Raw genomic sequence first — 15552 nt, 5'->3', positions numbered from 1 at the left:
CATGAAAGCGATGATCTTCGCCGCCGGCCGCGGCGAGCGCATGCGGCCGCTGACCGACCACTGCCCCAAGCCGCTGCTCGAAGCCGGCGGCAAGCCGCTGATCGTGTGGCAGATCGAAGCCCTCGCCCGCGCCGGCATCGTCGACATCGTCATCAACCACGCCTGGCTCGGCGACCGGATCGAAGCCGCACTGGGCGACGGCAGCCGCTACGGCGTGCGCCTGCGCTATTCGCCGGAGACGACCGCGCTGGAGACGGCCGGCGGCATCGCCCAGGCACTTCCGCTACTGACCGGGCGGACGGCGAGCACAGACGGTGAAATCTTTCTCGCCGTCTCCGGCGACATCCACACCGACTACGACTACCGCCGCCTGCTGCCGCGCGCCGCCGCGATGGCCGGCAGCGCCGAACCGCGCATGCACCTCGTCATGGTGCCCAACCCGCCCTTTCATCCGGCCGGCGACTTCGCGCTCGACGAAAGCGGCCTGCTGTCGCTGGATGGCTCGGACAAGGGCGCGCGCCTCACCTTCGGCAACATCGGCCTCTACGACTCCCGCCTGTTCGAGGGCATCAGCCCCGGCGAGAAGCTGGCGATGACGCCTTATTACCGCCGCAGCATCGCCGCCGGCCACGCTTCCGGCGAACGCCACGACGGCCACTGGGAAAACGTCGGCACGCCGGCCCAGCTCGCGGCACTCGATCACCACCTGCGAACGGGACGGAAGCCGGCTGCCGCGGCAGACAATGAGATAATCGCGCCATGAACGCACCGACTCCGCCCGCTACCGTCCCGTCGCCCGATCTCGCGCCCTTCCGTGCCCGCCGCGAACGCCTGCTCGCGCGCATGCAGGCCGCCGGCGGCGGCGTTGCCGTCCTGCCGACCGCGCCCGAGCGCATCCGCAACCGCGACACCCACTACCCTTACCGCCACGACAGCTATTTCTACTACCTCACCGCCTTCCGCGAGCCCGAGGCCGTCGTCGTCCTGGTTGCCGGCGAGGAACCGAAGCAGATCCTGTTCTGCCGCGAGAAGAACGAGGAGCGCGAAATCTGGGACGGCCATCGCCATGGCCCCGACGCGGCGCGCCAGACCTTCGGCTTCGACGAAGCCTGGACCATCGGCGACCTGGAAAAACGCCTGCCCGACTATCTCGCCGGCCAGCCGCTGGTATGGGCCAGCCTGGGCTACGACGAGGCCTGGGATGCCACCGTGCTCGGCGCACTGAACACGGTGCGCGGCAAGGCCCGCGCCGGCGTCACGCCGCCGCATTCGATCCGCGACCTGCGCGCCGAACTCGACGAGATGCGCCTGGTCAAGGATGCCGCTGAACTCGCCACCATGCGCCGCGCCGCGCAGATCTCGGCAGCAGCCCACTGCCGGGCGATGCGCGCGACCCGGCCCGGCCGCTTCGAATACGAGATCGAAGCAGAACTGCTGCACGCCTTTCGCAGCGCCGGCAGCCAGGCGCCCGCCTACACCTCGATCGTCGCCGGCGGCGCCAACGCCTGCGTGCTGCACTACATCGAGAACGACTGCCGGCTGCGCGACGGCGACCTGCTGCTGATCGACGCCGGCTGCGAGCTCGACGGCTACGCCTCGGACATCACCCGCAGCTTCCCGGTCAATGGCCGCTTCAGCGCTGCGCAGCGCGAAGTGTACGAAATCGTGCTCGCCGCGCAGCACGCCGCCCGCGACGCCACCCGCCCCGGCGCGCACTGGAATGCGCCGCACGAAGCGGCGGTGAAAGTGCTCGCACAAGGCTTGATCGACCTCGGCCTGCTCAAGGGCAGCCTGGACGGTGTGATCGAAAGCAACGCCTACAGCCGTTTCTACATGCACCGCACCGGCCACTGGCTGGGCATGGACGTGCATGACGCTGGTGAATACAAGCTCGACGGCGAATGGCGCCCGCTGGCCGAAGGCATGGTGCTGACGATCGAGCCCGGCTGCTACATCCGTCCCGCCGACGATGTCCCCGAACGCTTCTGGAACATCGGTATCCGCATCGAGGACGACGCGGTGGTGACGGCCGACGGCTGCGAACTGATCACGACCGACGTTCCCAAGGCCGTCACCGACATCGAAGCCCTGATGCGGGAGGCCAGCCATGGCTGACGAAGCCCCTGCCCCCGCCTCCGTCCCTGTCCACGATCTGCTGATCGTCGGCGCCGGCCCGGTCGGCCTGGCGCTGGCGCTGGCGCTGAAGGACGCCGGCCTCGACATCGTGCTGGCCGACGCCCGTTCCCGCGAAGCTGTCGCCGGCGACCCGCGCGACCTCGCGCTGGCACACGGCAGCCGCCTGACGCTGGAACACCTGGGCGTGTGGGATGCGCTGTCGGCCACGCCGATCGAGCACATCCACGTCTCCCAGCAAGGCGGCCTCGGCCGCACCCTGATCGACGCCGACGAGCACGGCCTGCCCGCGCTGGGCTATGTCGCCTCCGCGGGCATGCTGGCCGCCGCGCTGCGCGCTGCCGTCGACGCCGCCGGCATTCCGGTGCTGGACGAAACCGAAGTCGCCAACCTGGCGCCCGGCGGCGACGACCTCATCGCCAGCCTGAGCGGCCCCGGAGGAAGCCAGTCCACGCTGCGCACCCGTCTCGCCGCCTGCGCCGAAGGCGGGCTGAAGGCCGGCGACCCGAACGTGGTCGAGCACGACTATCGCCAGCATGCCCTGATCGCCCAGGTCGCCGTTGCCGGCGGCCATCGCGGCACCGCCTTCGAGCGCTTCACCCGCGAAGGCCCGCTCGCGCTGCTGCCCAGGGGCGACGGTTATGCGCTGGTGCACGTCGCCCGCCCCGACACCGCCGATGCGCTGCTGGCGCTGGACGACGAGACCTATCTCGCCCGCCTGCAGGCCCACATCGGCAACCGCGTGCGGCTGGAAAGCGTTGGCAAGCGCCTGCGCTATCCGCTGCTGCTGCGCTACCGCGAATCCGCGGTCGGCCCACGCACCGTGTGGCTCGGCAATGCCGCCCAGACCCTGCACCCGGTCGCCGGCCAGGGTTTCAACCTCGCGCTGCGCGACGTCTGGGCACTCGCCGACACCCTGCTGCGCCATAAGGACGAAAGCGCCCGCGCCGCTTCGGCCACCAAGCCACCATGTGACCTCGGCGATCCCGCCGTGCTGGCCGCCTACGCCCGCAGCCGCGGCCTCGACCGCCTCGGCACGATCCGCTTCACCGACACCCTGGTGCGCGTATTCAGCAACGACGTTGCCCCGCTGCGCCACGCCCGCGGCGCCGCGCTGTTCGCCCTCGACGTATTCCCGCCGCTGCGCAACTTCGTCGCCCGCCGCATGATGTTCGGCGCCCGCGCCTGGCCTTGAATTCTTGGGCAAGCGTGCGGGAATGCATGAAAGACATCGGGGAACACCAAGAGATCAAAAGTCATAACGCAGGTTCAGCTTGAGACTGCGCGGCGTTCCCCAATAGACGGTGTTGTAGTTGCCGATACCCGCGTAATACCTCTTGTCGGACAGATTGTCGATATTCAGCGTGGCCTTGAGCTGGCGACTCAATTCCATGCCGGCAACCAGTCCCACGATTGCATGGCCGTCCTGTTCGAAGCGCCTGGGCGCACCCGCAACCGTCTGCATGAAGTAGGTTTCGCTCTGCCATTGGACGCTGCCGCCGATGCTCAGATGACGCCATTCCCCCGGCAGCCGGTACATGGTGGAGAGCTTGAAGGTTTTCTCCGGCTGCGTGGTGCTGACGCGTCTGTCATCTGCATCGCGTGGCTGGATGTAAGTGAGGCCGGCCCCCAGCTGCCATCCCGGCAACAGTTCGCCGAAGAGTTCCAGTTCCGCGCCCCTGGTCGTCACCCCCTGGATCGCCACGCGTGCGACGCCGCCGCCGGGGCGGGTCGCACCGCTCGGATCGTTGATGGCGTAGTTGTCCTGCTTGAGCTGGAACAGTGCCGCACTGGCATTGAGCTTGCCGCCGAGGTAACTGCCCTTCACGCCAAACTCGTGGCTTTTGCCCGTCAGCGGATCCAGTTGCCGGTCGTTGACGTCGTACTCGTATGCCTGCGGCTTGAAGACGTCGGTGTACGAGGCATAGATCGTGTGATGGCCATCGATGTCGAAGGTCACGCCCGCGTAGGGAATGAGCTTGCCACTGACCTTGGTCGAGAAGTTGCTCCGGAAATTGCTGGCAAAAACGCCGTCGAGGTTCCACGAGTAATCCGTAACCCGAGCCCCTAGGATCAGCGACAGCCTGTCGGTCGGTTTCAGCACAGTCGCTGCATAGCCAATCTTCTGGCGGACTTTGGCATTAAACGACAAGACCCAGGCATAGTCGGTCGGTTGGGCCGCATTGTTGTCCCAGTTAAAAACATCGGAAATCAGCGAATCAGAGGCCCCGATCCACGAATTCGAACCAGCATCTGTGTGCGCTACGCTGTAACCGAGCACGAGTTGGTGTTTCCGATCGAAAAGCGTATATCCACCTGACACCTGCAAGTCCAGGTTTTCTTCTGTCGTGTTGGTATTGAACCGGTTAACCGGATTGGCATGCTCATGACTGTGCGTGTTGGCATCGATCAGCACATTCCGCATGCCTGCGATAACCTCGCGTGATTCGTACCTGCGCTGACCAAGGTGGGCCTTGAGATTCCAGTCGCCGCCGAAATCGTGCTCCAACGTGGCGAACAGGTGCTGCGTGTCTTGGTTGCGGTATGACCAGATGTCGGCTGCGTTCGTGGAGCGGGGAAACCGGGCGACCCTTCCATCCGAGTAGAACGCAGGCAGATGGGCATTGGTCGTCGCATCGTTCTTGTTCTTCTGCACATTGACCCCCAGCGACAGGGTGGTCGAATCGGTCAGGTCGGCTTCGACGATGCCATACAGCACTTCCTTGCGGGTTTTCAGGTGGTCGATGAAGCTGCGGCTGTCCTGCACGGCGGCGACGAGGCGGCCGCGGAGGCGGCCATCCTCGGTCAAGGGGCCTGAGACATCGACTTCCCCGCGGTAGTCGTCCCATGAACCCGCACCGATCGATGCGTGTCCGCGAAAATCCGCCGTCGGACGCTTGCGTATCAGGTTGATGACCCCTGACGGATTGCCCGCGCCATTGACGAGGCCGGTGGCTCCCTTGAGGATTTCGACGCGATCGTAAATGGTGGAGTCGGTGATGCTGTAGTTGTCGCGCACGTTGCCGCCCGCGCTGGACAGGCTGGGCACGCCATCGAACTGGTAGTTTTCGACCAGGAAACCCCGCGAGTAGAAGCTGTAGCCTTCCGTGTTGTCGCGATTCACCGTAATCCCCGGAGCCTGCCTGAGCACATCTGCGATGTCGGCCAGCCCCTGGTCGTCCATCTGTTGGCGCGTGATGACGGTGACGGATTGCGGCGTCTCGCGTAGTGACAGTGCAAGCCTGGTGGCCGTGCTGGAGCCCGCGGTGGAATAGCTGCCCGTGCCTTCGGTCACGCCGCCAGAGCCGTCCTGGGCAGTCACCGTGACCGCAGACAAGGTGACCGGTGCGTCCGTAGCAGCCGACTCGATGACCAGCGTCCTGCCTTCGATGCGTCCACGCAGACCCGTCCCGCGCAGCATCTGCGCCAGCGCATCACCCGCATCCCGCGCGCCGCTGACGGCCTGGGCCTGCCGGCCGCGAAGCAGCTCCGGTGCAGCCAGCACCTGCAAGCCGGCCTGGCGGGAGAAACGGTCGAGCGCCTGCGCGAGCGGCTGGGCAGGTTGATCCAGCGGGGCGGCGTGGACGATGGCGGCGGGACTGCCGAGGGCGAACAGGGCTGCTGCGAGCAGGATGGTGCGTGGGGCCATGATGCGATGTTCCTGTAGCGGGTCGAAGGAAGGGTGTTGCTGCTTCAACCGCTAGAACGCGCCAGCCGCAAAAGTCCCCCCAAGAAATTTCGCTTTCAGGCCAAAGGATCGAGCAAACGCGCACCCGTGCCGGCAAAATCCGTCGTGTTGCGCGTGGCCACGGTAAGGTCGTGAATGAGGCTGATGGCAGCGATCTGCTCGTCGATCGGATGCGGAGGGCTGGATGACGGCAGGCAGCCCCGGAGCCGGACGCAGCCGAGGTCGAAATCCAGGATGCGGCAGGAATGCTCGGCGACCGCGGCATCGAGCCGCTTGATCGGTGTCATGTGCGCCTGACGATGTGCAGCCCGCCCTCGGCGTCGTCCATCAGCAGGACCGGCAGGATGCGCGGCAGTTGACGCAGCCAGGCCTGGCTGTCGGCGATGCTGACGCGGCCATAGACGCGCAGGCCGGCGGCCTTGGCGTCCACCCGGACGGGGGTGGCGGTGTAGCGGGACAAGCGCTGCGCGGCCTGGCCGAGCGGCACGTCGTCGAAGTTCAGCCAGCCTTCGCGCCAGGGAGCGGACGGCGCATCGGCGGTGTGGCTGATGAAACCGCCGGCTTCGCGCACGAGCAGGCTCTCGCCGGCGCCGAGTTCGCGTTCGCTGCCGTCGGCGGCCTGCACCCGCACGTGGCCGGATTCGACGTCGACGCGCACCTGCCCCGCTTCGACGTCCACGCCGAAGCGGGTGCCGAGCACGGTGATGCGCGCATCCAGCGCATGCACGGTGAAGGGACGCTCCAGGTCGTGGGCGACCTGGAAGAAGGCCGCGCCCCGGCGCAGCGTGGCAATGCGCCGGGTGGCGTAGTAGGCGATCTCGATGGCACTGGCGCTGTCGAGCAGCACGGTGCTGCCGTCGGGCAGCGCCTGGCCGTGGAAGCGGGCGCCGGCGGTCGTCCACTCGCCGCGCCAGACGGGCACGACGTGGCGCCAGCCCTGCCAGGCGGCGGGCAATGCGAGCAGGCCGCCGAGCAGCGACAGCAGGCGGGCGAGATTCTTGCGGCGCGGCTTGCCGTTGGCGGAGGCTGCGGGCGGGCACTCACCGCGCTGGGCATGCAGCGCGCGCTCCAGCGATTCCATCGCGGTGGTGATGTCGCGCTCGACGGTTTTCAGCGAGATGCCGAAACGCTCGGCCAGTTCGGCACGGCGCATGCCCTCGAGCCGGCTGGCGAGGAAGACTTCGCGCGTGCGCTGCGGCAGTCGTGCCAGTGCAGCATCGATGTGGCGCAGGGTGTCGCGAGCAAGATAGATTTCGCCGACGTCGGGGGTGCTGGAAAGGCCATCGAGCCGGGCCGGATCGTCGACATGCACGAAGCGTTCGGCGCTGCGGCCCGCCTTGCGGTAGCGGTCGATCTCCAGGTTCGCGGCGACGGTGTAGACGTAGGCACTCAAGCCCCGGCCATGCTGCTGGGACAGCGCGGCGCCGTCCTTTTCCGCCAGGCACAGCCAGGTCTCCTGCATCAGATCCTGTGCCGCATCGGCGCAGCGGGTGCGCCGAGTGAGAAAGCGCAGCAGTCCTGCGTAATGTTCCTGGTAGCAGGCGAGCAAAGGGTTGGAAGCAAAACCGGACATGCGGCCCACCCTGCGGCGAACTAGAAAACATCGGATTCTATGTGCGACCGATTCTCATTTCAATTCATCTTCGCCGTGCGCCCCACCCCATTGCGAAATGGCCCGCATGCCACTCCAGGGAACGGCTTGCCTGGAATCGACGATGCGGGCATCACGATCTTCACGCCGACAGCACGCGCAGATCCGCGAGCAGCGCATCGACACTCTCCGGCAGCGTGTCCCAGCCGCACATGAAGCGCGCGCCGCCGGCGCCGATGAAAGTGTAGAAGCGCCAGCCGCGCTCGCGCAGGCCGGCGAGCACGTGCTCCGGCAGTTCGCAGAACACGCCGTTGGCCTCGACCGGGAACATCAGCTTCGCCCCCGGCACCTGCTGCAGGCCGGCCGCCAGGCGCCGTGCCATCGCATTGGCATGGCGGGCATGATTCAGCCAGACCTCGCCCTCCAGGATGCCGAGCCAGGGTGCGGACAGGAAGCGCATCTTCGAGGCGAGCTGCCCGGCCTGCTTGCAGCGATAGGCGAAATCCTCGGACAGGGCACGGTCGAAGAACACCACTGCCTCGCCCACCGGCAGCCCCATCTTGGTGCCGCCGAAGCACAGCACATCCACGCCGGCGCGCCAGGTGATGTCGGCCGGCGCCACGCCGAGCGCGGCCACTGCGTTGGCGAAGCGGGCGCCGTCCATATGCACCCGCAGGCCGTGTTCGTGCGCGCAGGCGGAAATCGCCGCGATCTCCCGCGGCTGATACACGGTGCCGACCTCGGTGCTCTGCGTCAGCGTCACCACGCGCGGCTTCGGATAATGCACGTCGCTGCGGCGCGAGATCACTTCCAGCACCGCGGCGGGCGTCAGCTTGCCGTTCTCTCCGCGCGCGGGCAGCAGCTTGGAACCGTTGGAGAAGAACTCCGGCCCGCCGCATTCGTCGGTCTCGATGTGGGCCAGTTCGTGGCACACCACGCTGTGGTAGCTCTGGCACAGCGCGGCGAGCGCGAGCGAGTTGGCCGCGGTGCCGTTGAAGACGAAATAGACGTCGCAGTCGGTGTCGAACAGCACGCGCAGGCGGTCCGACACCCTGCGCGTCCAGTCGTCCTCGCCGTAGGCGGGGGCGTGGCCGGCATTGGCCGCCGCGAAGGCCGCCATGGCCTCCGGGCAGATGCCGGCGTAGTTGTCGCTGGCAAAATGCTGCGTACTCATGGCGGGCCTCAAAGCTTCAGCGGTTCGCCGCTTTCGGCCGCGCACACGGCGCCGACGAACACGATGTCGGTGTGCGAGTTGAGCGCGGTCTCGACCGAATCCTGCAGGACGCTGATGATGAAGCCGATCGCCACCACCTGCATCGCCACGTCGGTGTCCATGCCGAACAGCGCGCAGGCCATCGGGATCAGCAGCAGCGAACCGCCCGCCACGCCCGACACGCCGGCCGCAGCAAACGAAGACACGACGCACAGCAGCAGCGCAGTGGGAAGGTCCACCGGAATGCCCAGCGTGTTCGTGGCTGCCAGCGTCATCACGGTGATGGTGACGGCCGCGCCGGCCATGTTGATCGTGGCGCCGAGCGGAATCGCGATCGAATAGGTGTCTTCGTGCAGGCCGAGGCGCTTGCACAGCTCCATGTTCACCGGGATGTTGGCCGCCGAGCTGCGCGTGAAGAAGGCGGTGACGCCGCTCTCGCGCAGGCAGGTGAACACCAGCGGATAGGGGTTGCGGCGCATCTTCCAGTACGCGATCAGCGGATTCAGCCCGAGCGCGACGACCAGCATGCAGCCGACGATCAGCAGCAGCAGGCGGCCGTAGTCGAGCAGCACGCCGAGACCGGAGTCGGCAAGCGTGGAGGCCACCAGGCCGAAGATACCGAAGGGCGCGAAGCGGATCACCAGGCGAACGATCGACGAGATCGCGTCGGATACGTCATTGACCATCGTGCGCGTGCTCGGGGCCGCATGCCGCAAGGCAATGCCGAGGGCGACGCCCCACGCCAGGATGCCGATGAAGTTCGCCTCCAGCAGCGCCTTGACCGGGCTCGTGACCACGCTCAGCAGCAGGTTCTTCAGCACGCTCATGATTCCGCCCGGCGGCGCGCCGGTGACCGGAGGCGTATTGAGGGTGAGCGTGACCGGAAAGGCGAAGCTGGCGATCACCGCGATTGCCGCCGCGCCCAGCGTACCGATCAGATAGAGCATCAGCACCGGCTTCAGATGGGTCGGCTGGCCATGCTTGTGGTTGGCGATCGATGCCGCCACCAGTACCAGCACCAGGATCGGCGCCACCGCCTTCAGCGCGGAGATGAAGACTTCGCCGAGTACCCCGACGGCCGAAGCAGTGGCGGGCGAGACAAGGGCCAGCGCGATGCCGAGGACGAGCCCGATCGCGATCTGGGCGACGATGCTCAGGCGCCTCAGGCGCTGGAATACGGTGAGTTCTGCAGTGGTCATCAGGGAGTCTCCTTATAAGGTCTGGTTTTGTCTGAACGGCCCGGACCGCCTGGTACCGGGCACGGATGCAGCGTGAGAAACGGATGGCTGGGAAGCAGCAGCACTCAGCACTCGGGAAAGCTGACCGCAAGCCCGCCGCGCGAGGTTTCCTTGTATTTGTCCAGCATGTCGCGGCCGGTGTCCCGCATCGTGCGGATCGCCTGGTCGAGCGAGATCGTGTGCGCGCCGTCGCCGCGCAAGGCGAGCTGGGCAGCATTGATCGCCTTGATCGAAGCCATCGCGTTGCGCTCGATGCAGGGCACCTGCACGAGGCCGCCGACCGGATCGCAGGTCAGGCCGAGGTTGTGCTCCAGGCCGATCTCGGCAGCATTCTCGACCTGCTCCGGCGTGCCGCCGAGCACTTCGGTCAAGCCTGCCGCCGCCATCGCACAGGCCGAGCCGACTTCGCCCTGGCAGCCGACTTCGGCGCCGGAGATGGAGGCGTTCTTCTTGCACAGCACACCGACTGCGGCAGCGGCAAGCAGGAAACGATCGACGTCCCGGTCGCTGCTGCCGGGCATGAATTCCATGTAGTAGTGCAGCACGGCCGGAATGATGCCGGCGGCGCCATTGGTCGGTGCGGTGACGACACGCCCGCCGCCGGCGTTCTCCTCATTGACCGCCAGCGCATACAGGTTCACCCAGTCGAGCGCCACCATGGTGTCGCTGATCAGGTTGCGGCCGGCGGTGCGCTCGCTGAGCTTGCGGTGCAGGGCCGGTGCGCGGCGGCGCACGTTCAGGCCACCCGGCAGCACGCCTTCCTGGGTGATGCCGCGTGCGACGCAGCCGCGCATCACCGCCCAGATACGCTGCAGCGCGGCACGCGTGTCCGCCTCGCTGCGCCACGCGGTCTCGTTGGCGAGCATCAGATCGCTGATGCCCAGGCCGTGCCGACGGCACTGTGCCAGCAGCTCCGCCCCGGTGTCGAAAGGATGGGGCAGCGCGAGCTCGGCCTCGGCCGACAGCCCGGACTGCACCTGCGCCTCATCGACGACGAAGCCGCCGCCGATCGAATAATAGGTGTTCCCGTACACCACGCCTGCCTCGCCATGGGCGGCGAGGCGCATCGCGTTCGGATGGTAGGGCAGGCTGACCGGCAGCAGGCGCATGTCGCGGCTCCACACGAACGGTATGGCGTGCGTACCGGCGAGCGGCAGTTCCTCGTCGAGGCGCACGAGATCGACCGCCTCGATGACGAAATCGGGATCGACTTCGTCTGGCCGGGCCCCCATCAGCCCGGCGACGACCGCACGGTCGGTGCCGTGGCCGACGCCGGTCGCCGACAAGGAACCATAGAGCTTCACTTCGATGCGCGTCACATCGCCGAGCCGCCCCTGCCCTGCCAGCGCAGCGGCGAAATCATGGGCAGCACGCATCGGCCCGACGGTGTGCGAGCTCGACGGCCCGATACCGATCTTGAACAAATCGAGAACACTGATGGACATGACTGCTCCGGATAGAATGCACAAGCTGTTTAATCGACCTAAGCAATAAAATTCTTATTGCTGCATGAGCGCATTTTCTACGCTCGATACAGGCGACTCAATCGATTGTTTTTGACTTCGGGTTTAGATTTTCTAAATCATGACATCAACTCCACCAGCACAGCTCCACACCCGCCTGCGCGTGTTCCTGGCCACGGCGCGCCATCTTTCGTTCACCCGCGCAGGCGAAGAGCTGCACATCACGACCGGCGCCGTGAGCCAGCAGATCAAGCTGCTGGAGAACTGGCTGGGACAGCGGCTGTTCCGCCGCCTGCCGCGGCGCATCGAACTGACCGACGCCGGCAATCGCCTGCTCGCCGCCGTCGACCCTGCCTATTCGGCAGTGGATCTGGCCATCGGCCGCCTGCGCAACGGCGCACTGAGCGGCGTGGTCCGCCTGCGCGCCCTGCCGTCCTTTCTCACCACCTGGCTGGTTCCCCGCCTGCCCGGGCTGATGAAAAGCTTCCCGCAGATCGAACTGCAGGCGGAAGCCGAGGACAGCACGCATTCACTGCGCGACGGCGACTTCGATCTCGCCATCGACCTCAACGACGGCATCTACCCCGGTTTCCAGAGCACGGTGCTGCTCGAGGAAGAAATCTTCCCGGTGTGCTCGCCGCGCCTGCTCGACGGCCGCCCCCCGCTCGTCTCGCCCGAGGATCTGCGCCACTATCCGCTGCTGCACGACATGACCGCCTGGCGCGGCAGCCCGCCCTATGCGGAATGGGAGCGCTACCTGAGAGCGATCGGTGCGCCGCAGGTCGAGGTGCGCCGCGGCTACATGTTCAATCGCAACCACATCACCATGCAATGCGCGATTGCCGGCATGGGCGTGGCGATCGCCCGGCGCACGCTGATCACCGACGAACTCGACAGCGGCCGCCTGGTGGCGCCGTTCCGGCAATCCGTGCCCACCGGCAAGCGCTACTGCCTGGTCTACTCGAGCGGCGCGCTGGCCGACCCGCGCATCGCCTCCGTACACGACTGGGTCGTCCGCGAAGCGCGCGGATCGGCCGAGCCCCTGCCGCGCGGCACCTGATGCGCGGGCACGGCGAACCCCGGTCCGGGCCTCGCGCCAGTGCGCGCATATGCGATACCGACGCGCCAGAGCCTTGAGCGATGGGGTAAAATGCGCCGTTTCCCCCCGCTCGATCCCAGCATGCAGTTCGCCGGCTTCACTCTGCGTAACAATCTTTTCGTCGCTCCGATGGCCGGAGTGACGGATCGTCCTTTCCGCCAGTTGTGCAAGAAGCTCGGCGCAGGCGTCGCCGTGTCCGAGATGGTCACCTCCAACTCCCTGCTCTACGGCAGCGAGAAGACCCAGCGCCGCGCCAACCATGACGGCGAAGTCGATCCGATCTCGGTGCAGATCGCCGGCGCCGACCCGGCGATGATGGCCGAGGCCGCACGCTACAACGCCGACCGCGGCGCGCAGATCATCGACATCAACATGGGCTGCCCGGCCAAGAAGGTGTGCAACGTGATGGCCGGCTCGGCGCTGATGCAGGACGAGCCGCTGGTCGCGCGCATCCTCGAAGCCGTGGTCGAGGCCGTGCCGCACACGCCGGTGACGCTGAAGTTCCGCACCGGCTGGAACCGGCAGAACAAGAACGCCCCGGTGGTCGCCCGCATCGCCGAGGAATCCGGCATCCGCGCCATCGCCATCCACGGCCGCACGCGCGCCGACCAGTACATGGGCGAAGCCGAATACGACACCATCGCCCAGGTCAAGACGCTGGTGAAGATCCCGGTGATCGCCAACGGCGACATCACCACGCCCGAGAAGGCGAAGTTCGTGCTCGACTACACCGGTGCCGACGGCGTCATGATCGGCCGCGCCGCGCAGGGCCGGCCGTGGATCTTCCGCGAGATCGAACACTACCTGAACACCGGCGAGCTGCTGCCGCCGCCGCTCGTCAGCGAAATCCACCGTGTCTGCCGCGAGCACCTGGCCGACCTGTACGGTTTCTACGGCGAGGACCGCGGCGTCAAGATCGCCCGCAAGCACATCTCCTGGTACACCAAGGGCCTGGTCGGCTCCGCCGCCTTCCGCCGCACGATGAACCAGATTCCCGACATCCCCGCGCAGCTCGCCGCGGTCGACGAGTTCTTCGGCCAGCTCGCCGAAGCCGACGCCCGCCTGAGCTACGAGGCCGAACTTCCGCAGGAACTCGCAGCATGACCGGCCGCAGCAACGAGATCGCGGACGCCGTCGTCCGCACGCTGGATCAATACTTCCGCGACCTCGACGGCGAGAAACCGGCCGCCATCCACGACATGGTGATCCGCAACGTCGAGCGCCCGATGCTGCAGTTCGTGCTGCAGCAGGCCGGCGGCAACCAGACCGTCGCCGCCGAGATGCTCGGCATCAACCGCAACACGCTGCGCCGCAAGCTGACCGACTACGAACTGCTGTGAGGGGCATGGCCGCCATGGACCACGATGGCCGCCCGCCTCCCCCGCTCAGCCGGCATCCCTTCCCACGTTTCCCCTCTTCGCTTCCGATCCCACGATGAACGTCACCCAAGCCCTGATCAGTGTCTCCGACAAACGCGGCGTGCTCGACTTTGCGCGCGAACTCGCCGGCCTCGGCATCAAGCTGCTGTCGACCGGCGGCACCGCCAGCCTGCTGCGCGACGCCGGTCTCGACGTCACCGACGTGTCCGAACACACCGGCTTCCCGGAAATGCTCGATGGCCGCGTCAAGACCCTGCACCCGAAAGTGCATGGCGGCATCCTCGCCCGCCGCGACCTGGCCGAGCACATGGACACCATCGCCGCGCACGACATCGGCCGCATCGACCTCGTGGTGGTGAACCTCTACCCCTTCCAGCAGACCGTGGCCAAGCCCGACTGCACGCTGGAAGACGCGATCGAGAACATCGACATCGGCGGCCCGACCATGGTCCGTGCCGCGGCCAAGAACCACGGCAACGAGGACGGCGGCGTCGGCATCGTCACCGACCCCGAGGACTACGCCGGCATCGTCGCCGAACTGAAGTCGAACGCCGGCAAGCTCAACCACAAGACCCGCTTCGCGCTAGCGGTGAAGGCTTTCACCCACACCGCGCGCTACGACTCGGCGATCTCCAACTACCTCACCGCGCTGGTCACCAACGAGGCCGGCGACGTCTCGCTGCAGACCTATCCCGAGCGCCTGCAACTGGCTTTCGACAAGGTGCAGGACCTGCGCTACGGCGAGAACCCGCACCAGAGCGCGGCCTTCTACCGCCAGCCGGGCGCGGCCGAAGGCGGCATCGCCGGCTACACCCAGCTGCAAGGCAAGGAGCTGTCGTACAACAACATCGCCGATGCCGACGCCGCCTGGGAATGCGTCAAGGCCTTCGACCGCGACGCTGCGGCCTCGGCCTGCGTCATCGTCAAGCACGCCAACCCCTGCGGCGTGGCACTGGGCGCGAACCCGCTGGAAGCCTACAAGAAGGCCTTCTCCACCGACCCCACTTCGGCCTTCGGCGGCATCATCGCCTTCAACGGCGAAGTCGACCGTGCCGCCGCCGAAGCGGTGTCGGCGCAGTTCCTCGAAGTGCTGATCGCACCGTCCTATACCGACGAGGCGCTGGAACTGTTGCGCGCCAAGCAGAACGTGCGCGTGCTGAGCTGCCCGCTCGGCCAGCCCGCCGGCGCCTTCGACTACAAGCGCGTCGGCGGCGGCCTGCTGGTGCAGAGCGCCGACGAGGCCCGCATCCAGCTCGCCGACCTGAAGATCGTTACCAAGCGCGCACCGACCGAAACCGAACTGCGCGACATGCTGTTCGCCTGGCGCGTGGCCAAGTACGTTAAGTCCAACGCCATCGTCTATTGCAAGGACGGCATGACCATCGGCGTCGGCGCCGGCCAGATGAGCCGCGTCGATTCCGCCCGCATCGCCAAGATCAAGGCCGAGAACGCCGGCCTGGTGATTTCGGGCTGCGTGGTCGCTTCGGACGCCTTCTTCCCCTTCCGCGACGGCCTCGACGTGCTCGCCCAGGCCGGCGCCACCGCGGTGATCCAGCCGGGCGGCTCGATGCGCGATGCCGAAGTGATCGCCGCGGCCGACGAGCAGAACATCGCGATGGTATTCACTGGTTTCCGCCACTTCCGCCACTAATGCATACCGGTTTGCATTCGAAGCGGGAACACGACGCGAAGCCGCAGACAATGCTCGTAGTACGGCAAGGATGAGCAAGGCCGTTATCGCTTTGAAG

General features: G+C 66.9%; 13 protein-coding genes. 7 read left to right on the top strand and 6 right to left on the bottom strand.

Annotation, left to right across the window (positions count from 1 at the left end; all coding sequences use genetic code 11):
• Position 1 precedes the first annotated feature (1 nt).
• From murU to NX068_RS15515, 3 genes are read left to right on the top strand one after another with little or no spacing between them, the layout of a single operon-like run.
• Positions 2-763 carry an N-acetylmuramate alpha-1-phosphate uridylyltransferase MurU gene (gene murU, locus NX068_RS15525; RefSeq protein WP_263462158.1) on the top strand — a complete coding sequence of 254 codons (762 nt, stop codon included), beginning with the start codon at positions 2-4 and terminating at the stop codon, positions 761-763.
• Positions 760-2115, top strand: coding sequence for a Xaa-Pro aminopeptidase (pepP, locus tag NX068_RS15520; RefSeq protein WP_263462157.1), 1356 nt, complete (start codon positions 760-762; stop codon positions 2113-2115). The genes murU and pepP overlap by 4 nt, the downstream gene beginning before the upstream one ends.
• On the top strand, positions 2108-3328 hold the full coding sequence (locus NX068_RS15515; RefSeq protein ID WP_263462156.1) for an FAD-dependent monooxygenase: 1221 nt from the start codon (positions 2108-2110) through the stop codon (positions 3326-3328). The genes pepP and NX068_RS15515 overlap by 8 nt, the downstream gene beginning before the upstream one ends.
• A 54-nt stretch (positions 3329-3382) precedes the next feature.
• On the opposite strand, the gene NX068_RS15510 is transcribed toward NX068_RS15515, so the two are convergent.
• From NX068_RS15510 to NX068_RS15485, 6 genes are all read right to left on the bottom strand, one after another.
• The gene (locus NX068_RS15510) at positions 3383-5782 is read right to left on the bottom strand and encodes a TonB-dependent siderophore receptor (protein ID WP_263462155.1); all 2400 of its coding nucleotides are present in this window, start codon (positions 5780-5782) and stop codon (positions 3383-3385) included.
• Between the two features lie 95 nt (positions 5783-5877).
• Positions 5878-6108: a PIN domain-containing protein gene (locus NX068_RS15505; protein WP_263462154.1), complete on the bottom strand. Its 231-nt coding sequence runs from the start codon at positions 6106-6108 to the stop codon at positions 5878-5880.
• On the bottom strand, positions 6105-7394 hold the full coding sequence (locus tag NX068_RS15500) for a sigma-70 family RNA polymerase sigma factor (protein ID WP_263462153.1): 1290 nt from the start codon (positions 7392-7394) through the stop codon (positions 6105-6107). The genes NX068_RS15505 and NX068_RS15500 overlap by 4 nt, the downstream gene beginning before the upstream one ends.
• 160 nt (positions 7395-7554) lie before the next feature.
• Positions 7555-8586, bottom strand: coding sequence for a threonine aldolase family protein (locus tag NX068_RS15495; protein WP_263462152.1), 1032 nt, complete (start codon positions 8584-8586; stop codon positions 7555-7557).
• An 8-nt stretch (positions 8587-8594) separates the two neighbouring features.
• The gene (gene sstT / locus NX068_RS15490) at positions 8595-9824 is read right to left on the bottom strand and encodes a serine/threonine transporter SstT (RefSeq protein WP_263462151.1); all 1230 of its coding nucleotides are present in this window, start codon (positions 9822-9824) and stop codon (positions 8595-8597) included.
• 104 nt (positions 9825-9928) lie between these two features.
• Positions 9929-11308 (bottom strand): L-serine ammonia-lyase, encoded by a 1380-nt coding sequence (locus tag NX068_RS15485; protein WP_263462150.1) that lies wholly within the window; start codon positions 11306-11308, stop codon positions 9929-9931.
• A gap of 139 nt (positions 11309-11447) precedes the next feature.
• Between NX068_RS15485 and NX068_RS15480 the strand changes: the two genes are divergently transcribed.
• The 4 genes from NX068_RS15480 (at position 11448) to purH (ending at position 15455) form a co-directional block, all read left to right on the top strand.
• The gene (locus NX068_RS15480) at positions 11448-12386 is read left to right on the top strand and encodes a LysR substrate-binding domain-containing protein (protein ID WP_263462149.1); all 939 of its coding nucleotides are present in this window, start codon (positions 11448-11450) and stop codon (positions 12384-12386) included.
• Positions 12387-12506: 120 nt separating this feature from the next.
• Positions 12507-13529: a tRNA dihydrouridine synthase DusB gene (gene dusB, locus NX068_RS15475; RefSeq protein WP_263462179.1), complete on the top strand. Its 1023-nt coding sequence runs from the start codon at positions 12507-12509 to the stop codon at positions 13527-13529.
• Entirely contained in the window at positions 13526-13765 is a 240-nt protein-coding gene (locus tag NX068_RS15470) for a helix-turn-helix domain-containing protein (protein WP_263462148.1), read from the top strand. The genes dusB and NX068_RS15470 overlap by 4 nt, the downstream gene beginning before the upstream one ends.
• Positions 13766-13859: 94 nt before the next feature.
• Complete coding sequence (gene purH, locus NX068_RS15465) at positions 13860-15455, top strand: bifunctional phosphoribosylaminoimidazolecarboxamide formyltransferase/IMP cyclohydrolase (protein ID WP_263462147.1); 1596 nt, start codon at positions 13860-13862, stop codon at positions 15453-15455.
• The last annotated feature ends 97 nt before the right edge of the window (positions 15456-15552 follow it).

It is taken from the genome of Thauera carbonicopians, assembly GCF_025699485.1.
In the GTDB taxonomy this organism is placed as follows: domain Bacteria; phylum Pseudomonadota; class Gammaproteobacteria; order Burkholderiales; family Rhodocyclaceae; genus Thauera.
This window is presented reverse-complemented; position numbering and strand designations above follow the sequence as displayed.

Bases quoted from the DNA above. Each gene is read 5' to 3' on its own strand.
- murU (WP_263462158.1), top strand. From the start codon at position 2: ATGAAAGCGATGATCTTCGCCGCCGGCCGCGGCGAGCGCATGCGGCCG.
- pepP (WP_263462157.1), top strand. From the start codon at position 760: ATGAACGCACCGACTCCGCCCGCTACCGTCCCGTCGCCCGATCTCGCG.
- NX068_RS15515 (WP_263462156.1), top strand. From the start codon at position 2,108: ATGGCTGACGAAGCCCCTGCCCCCGCCTCCGTCCCTGTCCACGATCTG.
- NX068_RS15510 (WP_263462155.1), bottom strand. From the start codon at position 5,782: ATGGCCCCACGCACCATCCTGCTCGCAGCAGCCCTGTTCGCCCTCGGC.
- NX068_RS15505 (WP_263462154.1), bottom strand. From the start codon at position 6,108: ATGACACCGATCAAGCGGCTCGATGCCGCGGTCGCCGAGCATTCCTGC.
- NX068_RS15500 (WP_263462153.1), bottom strand. From the start codon at position 7,394: ATGTCCGGTTTTGCTTCCAACCCTTTGCTCGCCTGCTACCAGGAACAT.
- NX068_RS15495 (WP_263462152.1), bottom strand. From the start codon at position 8,586: ATGAGTACGCAGCATTTTGCCAGCGACAACTACGCCGGCATCTGCCCG.
- sstT (WP_263462151.1), bottom strand. From the start codon at position 9,824: ATGACCACTGCAGAACTCACCGTATTCCAGCGCCTGAGGCGCCTGAGC.
- NX068_RS15485 (WP_263462150.1), bottom strand. From the start codon at position 11,308: ATGTCCATCAGTGTTCTCGATTTGTTCAAGATCGGTATCGGGCCGTCG.
- NX068_RS15480 (WP_263462149.1), top strand. From the start codon at position 11,448: ATGACATCAACTCCACCAGCACAGCTCCACACCCGCCTGCGCGTGTTC.
- dusB (WP_263462179.1), top strand. From the start codon at position 12,507: ATGCAGTTCGCCGGCTTCACTCTGCGTAACAATCTTTTCGTCGCTCCG.
- NX068_RS15470 (WP_263462148.1), top strand. From the start codon at position 13,526: ATGACCGGCCGCAGCAACGAGATCGCGGACGCCGTCGTCCGCACGCTG.
- purH (WP_263462147.1), top strand. From the start codon at position 13,860: ATGAACGTCACCCAAGCCCTGATCAGTGTCTCCGACAAACGCGGCGTG.